Consider the following 16,676-nt stretch of genomic DNA (forward strand, 5'->3'; position numbering starts at 1 on the left):
ATCGCCCAGATCAACCGCAGGAATGGGCCAACGCAGCCGGCGACCGGAGGGCGGAGGGAGGCTCTGTGGGCAAGGCCCAAAAGGGCAGCGAGTGGGCGAACTGTTGACCGAAGGGATCCGCAGCATAGCCCACATCCGTCAGGCACAGCCCTTGCGGAGGAGCGCTGTAGCGGGTGCGCATCTGGCTCCAGTCGTTGTGTTGCCACAGGTGGACAAACTGTGCCGGGCTGAGCTGGCCCCGGCCCACCACCTCTAGGGATCCCACCAAGAGCCGCATCATCCGGTAGAGGAAGCCGCTGGCCTGCACCTCAATGCTGATCAAGTCCCCCAGCCGCTGGCAGAGCACCTCCTGCACCTGTACCCGCGAGTGGGGCCGATCCGATCCCCGCCGCCGGAAGGCTTCCAAGCTGTGCTCCCCCAGCAGGGAATTCAGGGCTTCCGCCATCGGCTCCACCTGCAGAGGCCAACGCACTTGCCAGCTAAAGAGGCGCCAGAACACATCCGGTCGCTCCCGGTTCAGGATCAGGTAGCGGTAACGGCGCCAGCGAGCCGAAAAGCGGGCGTGCCAGGAGTCAGGCACTTGAGCAGAAGCCAGCACTACCACATCTTCCGGCAGACAGTCGTTCAGCACCCTCGACCACTCCGCCGCAGGGATGCCGGAGGTGGTGTCGAAGTGGGCCACCTGGCCTGCAGCATGAACCCCCGTATCGGTGCGACCGGCCCCATAGAGGGTTACCGGATGCCCCGCCCGCGACGCAATCGCCTCCTCCAGCACCCCTTGCACGGTACGGCGGGCTGCCTGGCGCTGCCAGCCATAGAACCTGCTGCCGAGGTACTGAATTCTCAGGGCAATGCGACGGTACGGCATGGATCCCTTTCCGCTACACCAGCTCGATGACCGCCATTTCTGCTCCATCCCCCCGCCGATGCACGGTGCGCAAGATGCGGGTATAGCCACCGGGCCGATCCCGGTAGCGCTCAGGAGCCTGCTCAAACAGGGAGCGCACCAGCTCCTTGTCGTAGATGTAGGCCAGCGCCTGTCGCCGCGCCGCCAGGGATCCCTCTTTGGCCAGGGTAATCATCTTCTCAGTGGTGGCCCGAATGGCTTTGGCGCGGGCTTTGGTGGTGGTGATCCGCCCTTCCCGCAGGAGAGCCGTGGTCAGCGCCCGCATCAGGGCCTTGCGCTGGTCGGCGGGCTTGTTGAGGTGGGGGGTACGACGGCGGTGGCGCATGGTAACCTCTGCCTTTTGTCCTACAGTCTTCGGGGATCCTTGGGTTTTGACGCGGTCGTGCCGGCGGTGCCGATACTTTGGACGGAACCTGAACCCTACGCCTTGCCCTTTTCGCGGGTGCGGGGCAGCGTCAGACCAAAGCGGTTTTTCAAGGCCTGCACCACCTCTTCGGCAGATTTCTGGCCAAAGTTTTTGATCTCCAGCAGATCTTCCTCGGTGTAGACCAGCAGATCGGCCACCGTGTTGATCTGAGCTCGCTTCAGGCAGTTGTAGGCCCGCACCGATAGCTGCAGCTCCTCGATGGGGATCTGGTTTTTCTGGTTGTCCTCGGCTGGCTGGGGCGGCACAGGGGTATCGAAGCTGACCTCCTGCAGCGGCGAGAACAAGCCCACCAAAATGCGGGCGGCTTGGCTGAGGGCCTCTTGCGGGGTGAGGCTGCCGTTGGTCCAGACTTCCAATATTAGCCGATCTTTTTCCAAAGATTGGCCGACCCGGGCTGCTTCCACGGCGTAGTTCACCTTGCGCACCGGCATGAAGACAGAGTCGATCTGCAGAAAATCGATTGCCATCGCCTTGCTGTCAGAGTAATCGACGGCGCGGTAGCCATGTCCTCGGCCAATCATGAACTCCATTTCCAAAATTGCCCCTTCCGCCAGGGTGGCAATGTGGTGACGGGGGTTGATCACCTCCACGTCGCTGGGCAATTGCAGCTTCTCGGCGGTGACTTCCCCTGGCCCCTGAGCCACCAAACGGCCCACCTGAGTATCGGGAGCGGTGGAGCGCAGCACCAACTCCTTCATGTTCAGAAGGATCTCCATCACGTCTTCCCGCACCCCCGGCACCGTGGAAAACTCGTGGCTCACCCCGGCAATGCGTACAGCGGTCACCGCCGTCCCTTCTAGATTGGAGAGCAACACCCGCCGCAAAGCGTTGCCCACCGTGATCCCTTGGCCGCGCTCCAGTGGCCCCAGAGCAAATTTGCCGTAGTGAACGCCGTTATCATCCCGATGAGATTCAACACACTCGGTCTGGTAAGCAACAGCGCTTGAGCTCGCTTTGCTGCCGAGAGAGTGGGGGAGGGTTCGGCTGGTTTGAATCATCATAGTGGCCCCGTCCGTCTGGCTCGATATCCGTTTGGAGAACTGATGAAACTTCGAGGTCATCTCACGCTTGGGCAGACCTTCGCTGGGGCATGGCGTAGCTCTGGAGAAAACCCCCTACAGACGCTCGACCAGCCCTCAACGCGGGATCCTTCAGACACGCCGCCGCTTGGGAGGACGGCAACCGTTGTGGGGAATGGGGGTAATATCTCGAATCAGAGTAATTTCCAGGCCCGTTGCCTGTAGAGCGCGAATGGCGGTTTCCCGACCGGCTCCCGGCCCGCTCACCATCACTTCGATCTGGCGCATGCCGTTCTCCATGGCTTGACGCGCCGCACTTTCTGCTGCCATTTGGGCGGCGAAGGGAGTGCCCTTTTTGGCCCCTTTGAAGCCCGTAGAACCTGCCGAGGCCCAAGACACCACATCGCCGTTGGGATCCGTGATGGTGACGATGGTGTTGTTGAAGGTGGACTGAATGTAGGCCACCCCATTGGGGATGTTCTTTTTGACTTTACGTCCGCGCCGTTGCTGCCGAGCCATGATCCAGGTGTCCTTGCAATCGACTGTTTGGGGTTGGGATTCGGGATGGTGGAAGAGTTTTGCCTTCCGCGCAAAGCCGAGCGACTACTTCTTGGCAGGAGCTTTCTTCTTGCCGGCCACCGTTTTCCTGACCCCCTTGCGGGTGCGGGCGTTGGTGCGGGTGCGCTGACCACGCACGGGCAGACCCAGGCGATGGCGACGACCTCGATAGGTGCCGATGTCGATCAGCCGCTTGATGTTCATCGCCTCCTGGCGGCGCAGATCCCCTTCTACCTGGTATTCGCCCTCCACCACCGTCCGTAGGGCGGCCACCTCAGCGTCGGTGAGGTCGCGGGTACGAGTATCCGGATTGATACCGGTCTTCGCCAAAATCTGGCGGGAGCGGGTTAGCCCAATGCCGTAAATGTAGGTGAGGGCAATCTCCACTCGCTTTTCTCGGGGGATGTCAACTCCCGCAATCCGTGCCATAGTCAGGGGTACCTTTCAAATCAAACCAACTCGAACACACTTGCCCAGTAAGGATTGAGTTGCCTGCCTGAGATGGGATCCTCATTCAGAGAAATGTTGCTGTAGAGATGCCGGTCTTGGGATCCATGCTCACCGAGAGGTCTAGCCAACGTTTTGCTCGGTTGTGTCGGAAGCCTTTGCCTCTGTCTCCCGTTGCAGGCTGAACCCACCCACCATCGACCCTCTAGCCCTGCCGCTGCTTGTGCTTGGGGTTGGAAGAACAAATGACCATCACCCGACCGTGGCGGCGGATGACCCGGCATTTTTCGCAGATCCGACGGACGGAAGGCCGTACCTTCATGGTTGATCCTGACAAAACCAGCGAATATCCATTCTATGTTCGTCTGGGCAGCCTGTCAAAAAATGGGTTTGGGCTTTCCGGCACCGAGGGGACGGTCGGGTTGGCTATGCTGGTTGGGCAAGGATCTCCTGAGTCAAAGCAGGCGCGGCTGTGGAGTGAGGAAGGTCATGCGGTGGCAATGGCTGGTTGTGCTGAGCAGCGTGCTGGGGCTGGGATCCCCCGTGCTGGGGCAAGGGATCCCTTTGCCGGCAGCAGGCTCCTCCTCTGCGGTGGAGAACTTTTCGACGGACGGGAACGGCCTGAGGACAGAGGGGGATTGGCTTTTGCCCTTGCGCAGCTCTGCCGATCGCATCGATGGGGTACCGGATCGGGGCTGGGTCGCGGTTGGGCTGTTGGAGGAGCAGGCCGTGACCCTGCTGGATGGGGCCAGCGGGGATCCCCTGTGGCAGGTGGCGGTGGGGTTTGCTCCCAGTGTGGTGCGGGTGGATGAGGCACGGCAGGTGGTCTACGCCTCTGGCCCCAATGCCCCTGGGCTGGTGGCCCTCGATCTGCTGACGGGGGAGCTGATTCAGGCTTATGGGTTGCCGGCGGGAGTTTTGGATATTGCCGTGGATGGGGTCACAGGGCGGGTTTTCGCCTCCATGCCTTCTGCCCAGAGTTTGGCGGTGATGGCTGCTCCCCTTCGCAGCAGCGGTGCGGAGCACAAACGCCAAAGCGACCCCTCAGAGCAGCCGCAAGCCCGCAATTTGCCGATGCCCGGCCCCCCTTTGGCGCTGGCCTACGATGCGGAGCGGGGATCCCTGTTTGTGGGTCTAGCCGGGGAGGATCCCCTCAGCTTGCTGGTGGTCAACCCGGACAATGGGGAGCTGTTGGCCCGTTGGCGGGGCGGTCATACTCCGGAAGCCATGGCCCTGGATGCGGAACGGCAACGCTTGGTGGTGCTCAACTCCGGCAGCCAAGATCTAACAGTGCTGGATCTGAGCCGCAGCGGCGAGGCCCTGCAGCGGGTTGGCCTGGATTGGCGACCGACGCGGCTGGCCCTTTCCCCGGATGGACGTTGGGCTTACGTGACCTCCCGCGATAGCGACCGCCTGCAGCTGGTGGATTTACAGACGGGGCGATTGGTGGCCTCGCTGCGGCTGCAGGGACAGCCGACGGGTCTGGTGATGCTGGGGGAGCGGGATCTGTGGGTGGTGGCAGCAGGGATCCCAGCTTTGCGCCGTTTGCAGGATATTCAGGCTCAAGTTGGCGACGGCGGGACAGAGGTCCTGAACGGGGGAGTCCCCTCTCCAGGCAACCGCGGTGTGGTGACCGGGCGGGTGCTGGATATTGCCGGCCAACCTGTTCAGACGGGGGTTTTGCACTTGGCCGCCACGCCAACCCAACCCCAGCAAACTGTTCGCATTGCTGCCGACGGCACTTACGTGCTGCCGGAACTGCCGGCCGGCCTGTATTTGGTGGATGTGGAGGTGCCGGGTTTTCCCCTGACCAGCACCCAGGTGGAAGTCCGGGCCGGCTTTGTCTCCACTCAGGATATTCGTCTGCCGCCCGGGGAACCGACCCGCCAGCCGGAGGGCATTGGCCTTTTGCCCGATGAACCCGTTTACTCGGATGAGCTGGCCCGCCACCTCAGCATGGCCCTGAAGGAGTTGCAGCCCCAGCGACCGGTGATCCTCTTGAAGGGGCCTTTGGGGCCGGATCCTCGGTTTGAGCCGCTTCTGCCCCTCACCCAGGGCCTAACGTTGTTGGATCGGGATGAGCGCTACACCGCCGACTTGGCCAAGCTGAAGGCCATCGGGGATGCCCTGGGATTGCGCTATATCCTCTTGACCCAGATGCAGATCTCGCGGGACTACAACCGCCAGGGCAACTCTCTGCTGAATACGGCCTTACGCTTTGTGGCCCCGACGGTGCCGGTGGAAATTCCCAACTTCACCCCCAACCAGTTGCGCAGCCGCGGGGTGGTGGTGGTGGTGGACTTGCAGAGGGATCGGCCTGGGGATCGGGCTCGCTACTACGAAGCCTATGGGCGGGATGATGTGGGCGGGGATCCGATGTTTGAAGATGCGGCAGCGGGCCTGTTTCGGCTGCAGGTGCGCAACATGGTGCCGGTGTTTGTCCAACAATGGCAAGCCAACAACCCCTTTTCGGGGTGAGGATCCCTGCAGCACCCGTCAGTGGCGCAAAGCAGAATAGAACCGACTGCTATTACCGGATGCAACCTTCGCCATGCCTCTTCTCTTCTTCCATCCTCTCCGGCGCAGGATCAGCTATCGCTACGCAACGCTCTCGCGAACAGGCAGTCTGGCCCTCTGCGGCTGGCTGGCACTGGCTTCAGGAGCGCTGGCTCAGGCTCCGGCCACCCCCATTCCGCGGTTGACGCCGTTGTTTCCCTTTCAAGACAAAGGGCAGCCCCAGGGAACAGCACGGCTGGTGGGGCAGGTGAGCAACAGCGTGGGACAACCTGTGGCGGGGGCACAGGTGCAGTTGGAGGGCATGGAGAACCCCAATCAGCCGATTCAAACCGATGAGCGGGGCGCTTTTGAGCTAGACCATGCCCCAGCCGGGCGCCGGATGTTGACGGTGTGGCACCCCGACTATGAAAAGGCAGAGCAGGAGATCCTCCTGCAAGCGGGCCTGACCACCCCTGTGGATGTGGTTTTGCAGGTGCCCATTCGGCCTCAACCCCGTCGTCGCCTTGGCATTTTGGGGGTGGGAGGGTTGGAGCACACCCAACTGTTGGGCCAGCGCCTGGCCATAGAGGCAGTGCGTCTGGGCTTGATCCCCAACGGCGAGAAGGTGGTGCCTCTGGACAACCGTCGCATTCAGCCCATTTTGCAGAAGGTGGGCTGGCCCATCTACGAACTGTTTGAGTGGGATCGCCGCAAGCCGGAGGCGGTGGGCCAATTTTTCGATTACCTGGGCCTGGAAGCCATCGTCATCGCCCGCGTCGATGTCCTCACCCGACCAGCTTCGCCAACGGAGTTGAGCCTGCGTTCCCGCAGCCGCCTGGAACTGTGGCGGTTTGATGAGCAAGGCAACCTTGTGGTAGATATCCTGGCCGAGGCCAGTCGCGATCAGGTGGAGCGGAGCAACCTCAATGCTGCCGAGCTGGCCCAGCTTTATCAAATCCAAGTCACCCAGATGGCTGCTGAGGTGGGATCCCGCTGGAAGGAGCATCACCCGCTGGCCCAGTACCTAGAACTGGCTCAGGGAGAAGCCCCACCCCCACGCTCTCGCCTGGATACGGCTGTGGAGCTGCGCATCCCCTCTGCCACACCGACTCCCTAGGTCTTAAGCAGAACAGCTCCGGGATCTCTTCTGTTGTCGTGAAAGGGATTGTCCTCTGAGTTCGTCTGGCAACGACGGGAGGAGCCGCCCGAAGAGTGGCGAGAAGAGCTGCCCCCCGATGAAGGGCGGGAGGAGGAGCCGAAAGAGCCAGAAGAGCGCGAGGAGCCGCCACAACAGGAGCTTGCAAAGCTTGGATCTGGTTTTGCAGTTGTCTGCAGCGACGCTGCCTGCGCCAGTACATTGTGCCGCCGATTATCCCTGCAGCACCTGCCCCCACCCCTACCAACGGCCAGGGCGAAGGGGGAGGCGGGTAGGTCATGCCTCTGTTGAATTGCTGCCCGGCGCTGCAGCCGGCCTGACCGCGTCAGCGCTGCAGTTCCCCCCCCAGCGCTTTGCTCCTGACGCCAGCTGTCCCATGGGCTATTTTTGCTGGGGATCCCTTCCGATGGCGCGATAGGGCGAGCCACCCCAGTTTCAAGGCCAGCCCCAGCACCTGCCAGCCGCGCAACCGGATCACCAGGGATCCCCATCCGTGCCAACCGATGCGAGCGAAGGTCAAGCGCAGGTGTTGGGCCAACTGAGGGGGTAGAGCGGCGATTAGTCCCAAGCATTGCCCCGTCAAAGCCGGATCGGCAAAGCCAATTTCCACCCCTCCTTGCCAAGATTGGATGTGGAGCTGCTTGCCCAGCTTCCACAGGTAGGGCCAATCTCTGGGGGAGCAACGTTCTCCCCGCTGCGCCGGCCAACGGCCGCGAAGGCGCAGGGATCCCCAACGCCATTCCCAGCCACGGCGGCTGCCCCGCACGGCCCAGCCTCCCCAGCCGTGCCATTTCCAGATCCAGGCAAGGGGGCCCTGCCAGGGTTTGCGGTAGCGCAGAATGAGCTGTTGAGGCCAGAACAAGAGAGTTCCCACAAAGACGGCCAGCAGCAATCCCAAAGGACTCCGTCCCGCTAACGCGAACAGCTTGAGCACCGACTGGGATCCTCCGCGGTCAATCCATAGCGGGCCAGAAAACGGGGCAAATCGACCACCAGGCAGGTGTAGGATCCCTGCATCACCAGCCGCTCCTGTTGGGTAATCTCGACCTGAAACCGAATGCGTCTTCCCTCCACGGCCACGACTTCGACCCGAACCTGCAAGGGATCCCCCGCCACCGCTGCCGACCGATGTTCCAAGGCAAAGCGGATCCCGACCGCCGCTTCCTCCGGCTCGTAGAAGGGCTGCAAGGTGGTGTGGCTGCACCGCTCGATCAACGTCAACAGAGCTGGGGATCCGATCACCTTCACACCGGGGTTGCCCAGGGCTGCAGCGGTTTGTTCCGGGCCGAGGATCCCCTGCCAGGTGCCGAGGGTGCCCAAGGGAACGGGTTTCATCTCCGCACAACCAGAGTGCTCCGCACCGCTAACGCGAACAGCGGGCAGGGGCGCGCATTCTCCTGGATTGCCACAGGCTCCAGCCTTGCCAGAGCAGGAGAATCAACGCCAGGATCCCGACCACCCCGGCCAGCACCAGCGCCCGTTCCAGGCGGGTGGCATGGAAGCCGGTTACCGTCCAATCGCGGCTGAGGTTGGATCCCAGAATGGCAAGCACAGCCAGGCCCAAACCTCGGATCCCCAGAGATTCCGCCCCTCTTCCCTCCTGCTGCAGGAGGATGGGCTGCAGCGCCGCCAGGATCAAGGCGGTGGTCAAGGCTCCCAACAGGAAGGCCGCTTGCGGCTGAGCGTGAATGAAGTAGCCCACCCCCACCGGCAGAGCCAGGCTGGCCAGCGTCAGAGCGATCCCCGTCTGCAGGGGTTTGTCTGGCCCATACAGCCAGTGCAGGAGCGCCGCCAGCGCCATGGCCGCCATTCCCAGGTACAGCGCCGCCGACACATAGGGTTGGGTGAGGTCGATCCCGGCAACCTGCAGGTTGAACTGGTGCAACAGGTTTTGCAGCAGAGGGCGGGCCGACAAGAAGAGGGCTGCCATCGCCCCCCAGCGGCTGGGAAAAGCCAGACACCCCAGCCCCAAGAGCGCCGCCCCGTAGGATCCCCCCAATCGCAGCGCCAGCAGCGCTCCTCCGCCCACCAGCGTTAGGCCCACACAGGCCCGCCAGAGCAGCCGTCCTTGTTGCTCTGCAACGCTGACGCGACTGGCTGAAGCCTCCGGCCCGCTGACGCCAGCAGGTTCCCCTGCCGGCGCGGGGATCCCCTGTCCCGTCTGGTTTTCCAAGGCAAGCAAGGCCCACGAGAGCAGCACCCCTGCCCCGTAGAGCAAGGCCCAAAAGGGATCCTGGTATAGGCCGTTGCGGGTCAAGGCCAAGGCCAGCGCCAGCGCCACCAGCCACCCCACCCCATGCCCCACTGCCGACAGCAGCCTGGGGGAGTCTTCTGCGGCGGTCAAGAGGGGCACAGTGCCTGCCACCAAGCTGAGGGCGGCCAGCCCCACCGGCAACAGCACCTGCCAAGGGAGATCCGGCTGGGATCCCATTTCCAAAGGGCTCTGCCCCGCTAGCGCGAACAGGCGGGATCCCCAGGTTAAGGCGGCAATGCCGCTCCACCCCTGGCCCAGCGCCATCAGCAAGGACAGGGCTTCTGTTTCGGCCAAGACCCCCAGCAAAGGGATCCCCACCAAGCCCATCCCCAGGCCGCAGCCCCACAGAAACAGCATTCCATGTTGCTCCGCAACGCTGATGCGACCGGGGGAGCCGACAGCCAGACTTTGCCAGGCCGCCAAACTGAGCAACAGCACCACCAGCCCCTGTCCAGCCCGACCGCAGCCACTCAACCCCAGCAACCCCACCCCCACCAGGCCCCCCAACAACAGGGCCAGGGGGATCGGCTCCGGCAACTGACCCAGCCAGCACCCCAGCGCCGCCAACGCCACCAAGCCCAGCCCCACCGCCGGTTGCCAACGGCGAACGGATCCCCAGCGGCGGTAGCGAATTGCTTCCAACAGCAAGACCACCAAGCCAATCGCAGCCGCAATCGCCAAAACTCCGCCCAGCATGTGCTCCCTCCTTTCAAGCCCTGCACCAACTATCGCCTATCGCTGTCCGGTCATCATCGCCATTCAGAACCAATCGAGCGGAAGCGTTGCCTAGCATCAGGTTTGCTCCTTGCCCCAGACCCGATGGGGAGCAAATGCGTTTGCGTTTGTGAAAGCATCGCGCAGCGATAACGCAAAGATAAGCTGGAGAAGAGCAGCGAGCGGGCGTTCATGTCTTCAGAGCATTACAAGTTCGACCTTTTCTTGCGCTACCACCGAGAGCAAGCCCGGTGGGCGCGTCAACTGGCGGAGCGGCTGGATCGCGAGGGTTTCAAAGTCTGGTTTGACCGCTGGATGCTGCAGCCGGGGGATAACCGCAAGCTGGAGCTGCAACTGGCCATCGAACAATGCCGCTGGGTGGGAGTGGTGGCCTCTCCAGAGTTTGTTGCCGATCCCTGGCCAAGGGATGAGCTGTACAGCGGGTTTCCCCATGCCCCGGCACGACAAAACCAGCGCCTGCTGACGCTGCTGCACACCCCCACTGAGCTACCCCGCCCCCTGGAAGAGGCGCCCCTGCTGGATTTTACTGGCTCAGAAGAGGATCCGGTGCTGTTTGAGTACCGCGCCTTGGAGCTAATGCACTTTTTGGATCCCAGCTTCCCTGCCCCCGGGGATCTGCAGCGGTTCCGGCTGCAATACCGCCGCCGTGAGGGGAAAGAGTCCCTGGAAGATGAAGAGGTGCGGGGATTTCAGGCCTTTTTGCGGGCCATCCAGATGGCCATCCTGCGCATTGCCACAGGCGAAACCCCCTCCGCCACGCCAGAAGAAGGAGCGCGTCAGATCGCCATTTTGCAGTTCATTCAGCGGCTGTTTCAGTGGAACAGTGCCGACATCCAATTCGAGCGGGGGGAAGACTGGCGTCGCCGCGGCAACCTGACGGAAGCCCTGGCCGCCTACGACCGGGCTCTGAACATGGATCCCAACTTCGCCCTGGCTTGGAGCCGCCGTGGGGATGTGCTGGTGCAGCTGGCCCGCTACCGCGAGGCGGTGGACAGCTACAACGGATCCCTGAGCATCAACCCCTACGACGAAGAAACCCGGCTGCGCCTAGCCCTGATTCTGGGGCGCTTGGGGCAATACAAGTCGGCGGTGGTCAACTACGACAAGGTGCTGGAGAGCAACCCGGAAGATGCTCTGGCCTGGCACAATCGCGGCATCCGCCTGCTGCAACTGAAGCGGTCGAAGCTGGCCCTGAACAGCCTGAACAAGGCGCTGCGCTACAACCCCAAACAGCCCCGCACCTGGCTGGCGCGTGGGATCGTGCTGCGGCGGCTGCGTCGGCCCAGCTCGGCAGCGGCTAGTTTTGCGCGGGTTTTGAAGCTCAACCCCAGAAGTGCGCGGGTTTGGCGCTACCAAGGCAATGCCCTCTTCCACTGCCACCGGCTGCGCTCGGCTGTCGAGTGTTACAAGCGCTCGCTGCGGCTGCGTCGCCGGGATCCCATAACCCTGCACAACTTGGGGGTGGCCCTGCTGCGCTTGGGGCAGTATCGGCTGGCCAGCAAGGCCCTAGAACGCGCTCTGCGCTACGATGCCGACAACTACAAAAGCTGGTACGCCCGCGGTGTGGCCTTCCAGAAATTGGGCTACCTGAAAGAAGCCTGCATCCACTTCGAGGAAGCCCTCAAGATCAAGCCGGAGCACTTTCCGGCCCGCTATGCCCTGGCAATGGCCCAGCAGGAGTTGGGGCAATATGAGGCCAGCCTGCAGCATTTCCAGCGCTTGGTGCAGCAGCGTCCCGGCAGTTCTGCCTGCTGGTTTGGCCAGATCACCAGCCTGCGGCGTCTGGGCCGGCTGGAAGAAGCCCGTGCCGCCTGCCAGCAGATGCTCCGCCTCAACGAACGGGATCCCTGGGGCTGGTTTGCCCTGGGCTTGCTCTACGGCGAGCTAAAGGATCCCGAACAAGCTGTGCAAGCCTACTCGCGGGTTTTGCAGCTCACCCCAGAAGATGCTGTGGCCCTCAACAACCGCGCCTGGGAAGCCTTGAAATTGGGGAAGCTGGAACCTGCCCTGGCAGACGCCCAACAGGCCACGCACCTGGATCCGCAGCGGCCCGCCTTTTGGCATACCCTGGGGCTGATTCAACTGCGGGCCGGCCAGCGAGCAGCCGCCCAAGCCAGCTTGCAGCGCTGTCTGGAGCTGGATCCGCAATTTCAGCCGGCCCAAGCCGCCCTGCAGGACTTGGCCCAGGAAGACTCGGCCTCGCCGGCGGGAACAGCTCTGCCGGATTTGGAAACCCTCACTCCCCAGTCGGAGCCGCAGCCAGTTGACCCCAACCCCTAGCAGGATCCCCTGGGCTTTCAGACCCCAAGGACAATGCCTGCAGCAGGCAGACGGGAGCAGAACATGCCACACTGGATCCCGCCCCCCAGGACCGACACGCATGGATCCCTATCTGATCCCTGTCAAGCTTCCCCACAGCTCCTACGATATTCTCCTCCAGTCTGCCGAAGGCCCCCCTGGCCACAGCCTCATCCAGCTGGGATCCCAAATGCGAGCTAGAGGGCTTTCCGGCAAGGCTCTGGTGGTGAGCCATCCCGGCATTGCCAAACACTTTGCCGAGAAGTTGCTGCAGGGGCTGCAACAAGCGGGGTTTGCCGCCCACCTCTGCCTATTGCCTGCCGGCGAACGCTACAAAACCCTGCGCTCGGTGGCCAAGATCTACGACGCCGCCCTAGCCTTTGGCCTGGAGCGCTCCTCCACCTTGGTGGCTCTAGGAGGGGGGGTCATTGGCGACATAGTGGGGTTTGCCGCCGCCACTTGGCTGCGCGGGATCCCTTTTGTGCAGGTGCCCACCTCACTTTTGGCCATGGTGGATGCGGCCATTGGTGGCAAGACCGGCGTCAACCATCCTGGCGGGAAAAACCTCATTGGGGCGTTTTATCAGCCGCGCCTGGTGTGGATTGACCCGACGGTGCTGAAAACTCTGCCCCCACGGGAGTTTACTTCGGCTTTGGCAGAGGTGATCAAATACGGCGTGATTCAGGCTGCCGATGTGTTTGAGTTTTTGGAAGATCGACCCCAACTGAGCCGCTACACCGACTTTGCCCCTGACGATCTGCACTATCTGTTGCGGCGCTCTGCCGAGTGCAAAGCCTGGGTGGTGCAGCAGGACGAGAAAGAAGCGGGCCTGCGGGCCATCCTCAACTACGGCCACACCCTCGGCCATGCCCTAGAAGCTGCCACCGGCTACCGCCGCTATCTGCACGGAGAAGCTGTCGCCATCGGCATGGTAGCTGCCGGGGAGATCGCCCGCCGCCTGGGGTGGTGGAGCGCTGCTGAAGCCGAACGGCAACGACGCCTGATCGAGAAAGCAGGACTGCCCAGCCGGTGGCCGGCCGGGATCCCTTGGGAGGCAGTGCTGCAGGCAATGCAGGCCGACAAGAAAGTCAAACAGGGGCGGATTCGCTTCGTTCTGCCCCGCCGCATCGGCCAGGCCGAGCTGACCGATCAAGTCGAGCTGGCAGAGGTGCAGGCTGCTTTGGCCTCGATTACAGCAACCTCTGGAACCCTAGAATTAGGAAAACCTAAGGACAAGAAAGCATGGCACGGCAACAACGGGTAGCCATCTTGGGGGCCACAGGAGCAGTAGGGACGGAGCTGCTGACGCTATTGGAAGAGCGCCACTTTCCTGTAGCCGACCTAAAGCTTTTGGCCTCTCCCCGCTCTGCAGGCACTTATCTAACCTTCAAGGGGGAACGGATCCCGGTTGAGCCGGTTTCAGAAGCGGCCTTTCGAGGCATGGATCTGGTGCTGGCCTCTGCCGGAGCCGGTGTCTCCAAAACCTGGGCCAAAACCATTGTGGATGCGGGGGCGGTGATGGTGGACAACTCCAGCGCCTTTCGCCTGGATCCCAATGTTCCGCTGGTGGTGCCGGAGGTCAACCCCCAGGAAGCCTTCCGTCACCAAGGGATCATTGCCAATCCCAACTGCACCACCATCCTAATGTGCGTGGCCATCTACCCCCTGCATCGCCACATCCCCCTGCGCCGCGTGGTGGCCGCCACCTATCAATCGGCCAGTGGGGCCGGGGCCCGCGCCATGGTGGAGCTGCAAGAGCAAACCCACGCCTACCTCCAGGGGCAGCCGTTGCAGCCCCAGGTGTTCCCTTACCCCATTGCCTTCAACCTCTTCCTCCACAACAGCCCCCTGCAAGAGAACGGCTACTGCCAGGAAGAGATGAAAATGGTCAACGAATCCCGCAAGATTATGGGATCCCCCAACCTGCGGCTCACTGCCACCTGTGTGCGGGTGCCGGTGTTGCGCACCCATGCCGAAGCCTTGAACCTGGAGTTTGAACAGCCCTTCCCCGTGGAAAAAGCCCGGCAAATCTTGGCCCAAGCTCCAGGGGTGGTGCTCATCGAAGATTGGCAGCAAAACCGTTTCCCCATGCCCATCGATGTGGCCGGCAAGGACGCAGTGGCCGTGGGCCGCATCCGCCAAGACATCTCTGAGCCCAAGGCTCTAGAGCTGTGGCTGTGCGGGGATCAGATCCGCAAAGGAGCAGCCCTCAACGCCGTTCAAATTGCCGAGCTGCTTTTGAAGGACTAATTCACCACAACCGTCCAGGTTACCGGTCCTGCTGTGGCAGGGGCGGCCTGAGCGTTGGTCAATGTTACTGGGGAGTTGGGGTAGGTGTAGGTGCCGGGTGAGGTCAGAGGTCCCGTTTGGACAGGGATGGTCACTGTGCAGGTTGCGCCGACAGCCACTTGTCCTCCGGTGAATTGAATGGTGTTCCCACCCACCGAGGCTGTGAGGGTAGCTCCAGCACCACAGGAAGCAGGTAAGGGAGGAGGTGCACCAGGCCCTACGGTTAAAGGCGGCGCTCCCGGCAAGGTGTGGTTAAAGGCCAAGCCCGTCAATGGAATGGCAGCGTTGTTGGTGATGGTAAACGTCAAAGTTCCGGTGCCGATAACGGGAGCTGGGCCAATTGGGCCAAGCGGGTTGGGAGAAAAGGCCATGGTAAAGGTGGGAGCTGGCACCGTTACCGTTAGGTTGATAGCCGCAGCGGTAGCATTGGGCGCTTGGCTGCTGCTGAGGGTGACGGCTGGGCTGGTCAGGGATCCGGCTGCGGTGGCCGTAACTTGAAGATCCAGGCTGATGGTGCAGCTAGCGTTGGATCCCAGTGAGCCGTTGACCAACGAGATGGAAGTGGCCCCTGGTGGAGCTATCACCGTCCCCCCACAGCCATTGTTCAGGTTATTGGGGGTGGCAACGATCAAGCCGGCAGGCAGGGGATCGGAAAAGGCTAGACCCGTCAGCGGCAGAGCGGCTGTGTTGGTGATCGTGTAGGTCAGAGTTGTTTTGGCAGTAGGGCCAGCAGCTACCGAGGTGGGGCTAAATGCCTTGGTAAAAGTCGGGGCACCCGGTGTGGGCGTAGGTGTCGGGGTTGGGGTGGGTGTTGGAGTTGGGGTCGGTGTAGGTGTCGGTGTAGGCACTATCGTCCCACCGCTTCCGCCTCCACCGCAGCCGGTCAGTCCTAGACAGGCCGCCCCTAGACTCAAAGCCAAAAGGTTTGTAACTGCTTTTTTCTGCATCGCTTTTTCACTCCTCATCATCAGACTTGACTTTAGTTTTCTTTAGTTTTTGTCGACCCGCCTTACTAAAGTATAGCCTGGTCAAATTGCTGCTTAGGATGCTTCTGCGCCCACGCAATCTACCACTGTTGGGAATAAACCTTGCCTCAGATGGCAAGCTCCAACTGGGGAATAGAGCCTTCAGACTTGCTCTTGTGTACCTTGCTCATAAACACAAAATCTGGCGCTCCAAGCCAACTTTCAGAACCTCGCCTATGCCGCTCGAGCCAGCAATGTTCACACAACGTTGGAAAGGGAGGAGAATTGAAAAGCATTCGGCCTTTGTGGAGATTGGCTTGTGCATCCAATCGCGATGGGATCCCTGGCTAGCTTGATCGCCGGGTTGGCAACCGGGTTAGGGGCCTTGCCCGCTCTGTTTCTCCCCTCGCTCTCGGAAAGGGCGCAAGGGATCCTGCTGGGGTTTGGGGGTGGGGTGATGCTGGCGGCCACCTCGTTTTCGCTGGTGGTGCCGGGCACCGAGGCAGCCATAGCGCTGGGGTATTCCCCATTTGGGGCGGCTGTGGTGATGGTGGCAGGCCTGTTGTTGGGGGCGATCTTCCTGGAGAGTGCCCACCGCCTCTTTCCTCACGAGCACTTTTTCAAAGGGGTGGAAGGGGAGAACCGCGCCCATTTGAAACGGATTTGGCTGTTCATCATTGCCATCGCCCTGCACAATTTCCCGGAAGGACTGGCGGTGGGAGTGGGTTTCGCTACCGGCCAAGTCGGCGATGGGTTGGCGTTGGCGTTGGGGATCGGCTTGCAGAACATGCCAGAAGGGCTGGTGGTGGCTTTGTCACTGGTGGGCCAGGGGTACTCGCGGCTGTTCGCTTTTGGCATCGCCCTGCTGACCGGACTGGTGGAGCCCATCGGCGGGATCCTGGGAGCAACGGTGGTCTCTCTGGCGCAGCCCCTACTACCCTGGGGCATGGCTTTTGCGGCGGGGGCGATGTTGTTTGTCATTTCCGATGAGATCATCCCTGAGTCGCACCGGCAGGGGTTGGAGCGGGAGGGCACCTTTGGGGTCATCAGTGGGTTTGTGGTGATGATGTTGCTGGATATCACCTTGGGCTAGCAAGGGATCCCGTCGCGAAGTGGAACGGAGTT

16 protein-coding genes are annotated in these 16,676 nt (G+C 62.2%); 6 read left to right on the top strand and 10 right to left on the bottom strand.

Annotated elements, in window-relative coordinates:
- Window positions 1-10: 10 nt before the first annotated feature.
- The 6 genes from truA to rpmJ all read right to left on the bottom strand — a co-directional run bounded on the left by truA (window position 11) and on the right by rpmJ (window position 3,680).
- Entirely contained in the window at window positions 11-868 is an 858-nt protein-coding gene (gene truA / locus NW816_RS10460) for a tRNA pseudouridine(38-40) synthase TruA (protein ID WP_414409114.1), read from the bottom strand.
- Between the two features lie 13 nt (window positions 869-881).
- Entirely contained in the window at window positions 882-1,232 is a 351-nt protein-coding gene (gene rplQ, locus NW816_RS10465; protein WP_011433191.1) for a 50S ribosomal protein L17, read from the bottom strand.
- A gap of 95 nt (window positions 1,233-1,327) precedes the next feature.
- The gene (locus tag NW816_RS10470) at window positions 1,328-2,335 is read right to left on the bottom strand and encodes a DNA-directed RNA polymerase subunit alpha (protein WP_414409115.1); all 1,008 of its coding nucleotides are present in this window, start codon (window positions 2,333-2,335) and stop codon (window positions 1,328-1,330) included.
- Window positions 2,336-2,485: 150 nt separating this feature from the next.
- On the bottom strand, window positions 2,486-2,872 hold the full coding sequence (rpsK, locus tag NW816_RS10475) for a 30S ribosomal protein S11 (RefSeq protein ID WP_011433189.1): 387 nt from the start codon (window positions 2,870-2,872) through the stop codon (window positions 2,486-2,488).
- A gap of 84 nt (window positions 2,873-2,956) precedes the next feature.
- The gene (gene rpsM / locus NW816_RS10480; protein ID WP_011433188.1) at window positions 2,957-3,340 is read right to left on the bottom strand and encodes a 30S ribosomal protein S13; all 384 of its coding nucleotides are present in this window, start codon (window positions 3,338-3,340) and stop codon (window positions 2,957-2,959) included.
- A gap of 223 nt (window positions 3,341-3,563) precedes the next feature.
- Window positions 3,564-3,680: a 50S ribosomal protein L36 gene (rpmJ, locus tag NW816_RS10485; protein ID WP_011433187.1), complete on the bottom strand. Its 117-nt coding sequence runs from the start codon at window positions 3,678-3,680 to the stop codon at window positions 3,564-3,566.
- A 167-nt stretch (window positions 3,681-3,847) separates the two neighbouring features.
- On the opposite strand from rpmJ, the gene NW816_RS10490 reads away from it, so the two are divergent.
- Both NW816_RS10490 and NW816_RS10495 read left to right on the top strand, forming a co-directional pair.
- Entirely contained in the window at window positions 3,848-5,836 is a 1,989-nt protein-coding gene (locus tag NW816_RS10490) for a carboxypeptidase regulatory-like domain-containing protein (protein WP_414409116.1), read from the top strand.
- Window positions 5,837-5,909: 73 nt separating this feature from the next.
- Window positions 5,910-6,971, top strand: a complete 1,062-nt coding sequence (locus tag NW816_RS10495; protein WP_414409117.1) for a carboxypeptidase-like regulatory domain-containing protein — start codon at window positions 5,910-5,912, stop codon at window positions 6,969-6,971.
- Window positions 6,972-7,335: 364 nt separating this feature from the next.
- Here the strand turns inward: NW816_RS10495 and NW816_RS10500 are convergent, their stop codons facing one another.
- Genes NW816_RS10500 through NW816_RS10510 form a run of 3 tightly spaced genes read right to left on the bottom strand, consistent with a single transcriptional unit; the run spans window position 7,336 to window position 9,960 of the window.
- Window positions 7,336-7,944 carry a hypothetical protein gene (locus NW816_RS10500; protein ID WP_041436487.1) on the bottom strand — a complete coding sequence of 203 codons (609 nt, stop codon included), beginning with the start codon at window positions 7,942-7,944 and terminating at the stop codon, window positions 7,336-7,338.
- The gene (locus tag NW816_RS10505) at window positions 7,923-8,345 is read right to left on the bottom strand and encodes a thioesterase family protein (RefSeq protein ID WP_414409118.1); all 423 of its coding nucleotides are present in this window, start codon (window positions 8,343-8,345) and stop codon (window positions 7,923-7,925) included. Before NW816_RS10505 ends, NW816_RS10500 begins: the two co-directional genes overlap by 22 nt.
- A 28-nt stretch (window positions 8,346-8,373) precedes the next feature.
- On the bottom strand, window positions 8,374-9,960 hold the full coding sequence (locus tag NW816_RS10510; RefSeq protein WP_414409119.1) for a hypothetical protein: 1,587 nt from the start codon (window positions 9,958-9,960) through the stop codon (window positions 8,374-8,376).
- Window positions 9,961-10,170: 210 nt separating this feature from the next.
- Here NW816_RS10510 and NW816_RS10515 point away from each other — a divergent pair, with 210 nt between their 5' ends.
- The 3 genes from NW816_RS10515 (at window position 10,171) to NW816_RS10525 (ending at window position 14,547) form a co-directional block, all read left to right on the top strand.
- Window positions 10,171-12,279 (top strand): tetratricopeptide repeat protein, encoded by a 2,109-nt coding sequence (locus tag NW816_RS10515; RefSeq protein WP_414409120.1) that lies wholly within the window; start codon window positions 10,171-10,173, stop codon window positions 12,277-12,279.
- Window positions 12,280-12,379: 100 nt separating this feature from the next.
- Window positions 12,380-13,561, top strand: coding sequence for a 3-dehydroquinate synthase (aroB, locus tag NW816_RS10520; protein ID WP_414409121.1), 1,182 nt, complete (start codon window positions 12,380-12,382; stop codon window positions 13,559-13,561).
- Window positions 13,540-14,547 (top strand): aspartate-semialdehyde dehydrogenase, encoded by a 1,008-nt coding sequence (locus tag NW816_RS10525; protein ID WP_414409122.1) that lies wholly within the window; start codon window positions 13,540-13,542, stop codon window positions 14,545-14,547. The genes aroB and NW816_RS10525 overlap by 22 nt, the downstream gene beginning before the upstream one ends.
- Here the strand turns inward: NW816_RS10525 and NW816_RS10530 are convergent.
- The gene (locus tag NW816_RS10530) at window positions 14,544-15,533 is read right to left on the bottom strand and encodes a hypothetical protein (protein ID WP_414409123.1); all 990 of its coding nucleotides are present in this window, start codon (window positions 15,531-15,533) and stop codon (window positions 14,544-14,546) included. The genes NW816_RS10525 and NW816_RS10530 overlap by 4 nt on opposite strands.
- 337 nt (window positions 15,534-15,870) lie before the next feature.
- On the opposite strand from NW816_RS10530, the gene NW816_RS10535 reads away from it, so the two are divergent.
- Window positions 15,871-16,644 carry a ZIP family metal transporter gene (locus tag NW816_RS10535; RefSeq protein ID WP_414409124.1) on the top strand — a complete coding sequence of 258 codons (774 nt, stop codon included), beginning with the start codon at window positions 15,871-15,873 and terminating at the stop codon, window positions 16,642-16,644.
- Window positions 16,645-16,676 lie beyond the last annotated feature (32 nt).

It is taken from the genome of Synechococcus sp. W55.1 (assembly GCF_047461655.1).
Taxonomy (GTDB): domain Bacteria; phylum Cyanobacteriota; class Cyanobacteriia; order Thermostichales; family Thermostichaceae; genus Thermostichus.

Excerpts from the sequence above, each read along its gene's own strand:
- rplQ (WP_011433191.1), bottom strand. The coding sequence starts at position 1,232 with ATGCGCCACCGCCGTCGTACCCCCCACCTCAACAAGCCCGCCGACCAG.
- NW816_RS10505 (WP_414409118.1), bottom strand. The coding sequence starts at position 8,345 with ATGAAACCCGTTCCCTTGGGCACCCTCGGCACCTGGCAGGGGATCCTC.
- rpsM (WP_011433188.1), bottom strand. The coding sequence starts at position 3,340 with ATGGCACGGATTGCGGGAGTTGACATCCCCCGAGAAAAGCGAGTGGAG.
- NW816_RS10490 (WP_414409116.1), top strand. The coding sequence starts at position 3,848 with ATGCGGTGGCAATGGCTGGTTGTGCTGAGCAGCGTGCTGGGGCTGGGA.
- NW816_RS10510 (WP_414409119.1), bottom strand. The coding sequence starts at position 9,960 with ATGCTGGGCGGAGTTTTGGCGATTGCGGCTGCGATTGGCTTGGTGGTC.
- NW816_RS10530 (WP_414409123.1), bottom strand. The coding sequence starts at position 15,533 with ATGCAGAAAAAAGCAGTTACAAACCTTTTGGCTTTGAGTCTAGGGGCG.
- rpsK (WP_011433189.1), bottom strand. The coding sequence starts at position 2,872 with ATGGCTCGGCAGCAACGGCGCGGACGTAAAGTCAAAAAGAACATCCCC.
- NW816_RS10515 (WP_414409120.1), top strand. The coding sequence starts at position 10,171 with ATGTCTTCAGAGCATTACAAGTTCGACCTTTTCTTGCGCTACCACCGA.
- truA (WP_414409114.1), bottom strand. The coding sequence starts at position 868 with ATGCCGTACCGTCGCATTGCCCTGAGAATTCAGTACCTCGGCAGCAGG.
- NW816_RS10470 (WP_414409115.1), bottom strand. The coding sequence starts at position 2,335 with ATGATGATTCAAACCAGCCGAACCCTCCCCCACTCTCTCGGCAGCAAA.
- NW816_RS10525 (WP_414409122.1), top strand. The coding sequence starts at position 13,540 with ATGGCACGGCAACAACGGGTAGCCATCTTGGGGGCCACAGGAGCAGTA.
- NW816_RS10495 (WP_414409117.1), top strand. The coding sequence starts at position 5,910 with ATGCCTCTTCTCTTCTTCCATCCTCTCCGGCGCAGGATCAGCTATCGC.
- aroB (WP_414409121.1), top strand. The coding sequence starts at position 12,380 with ATGGATCCCTATCTGATCCCTGTCAAGCTTCCCCACAGCTCCTACGAT.
- rpmJ (WP_011433187.1), bottom strand. The coding sequence starts at position 3,680 with ATGAAGGTACGGCCTTCCGTCCGTCGGATCTGCGAAAAATGCCGGGTC.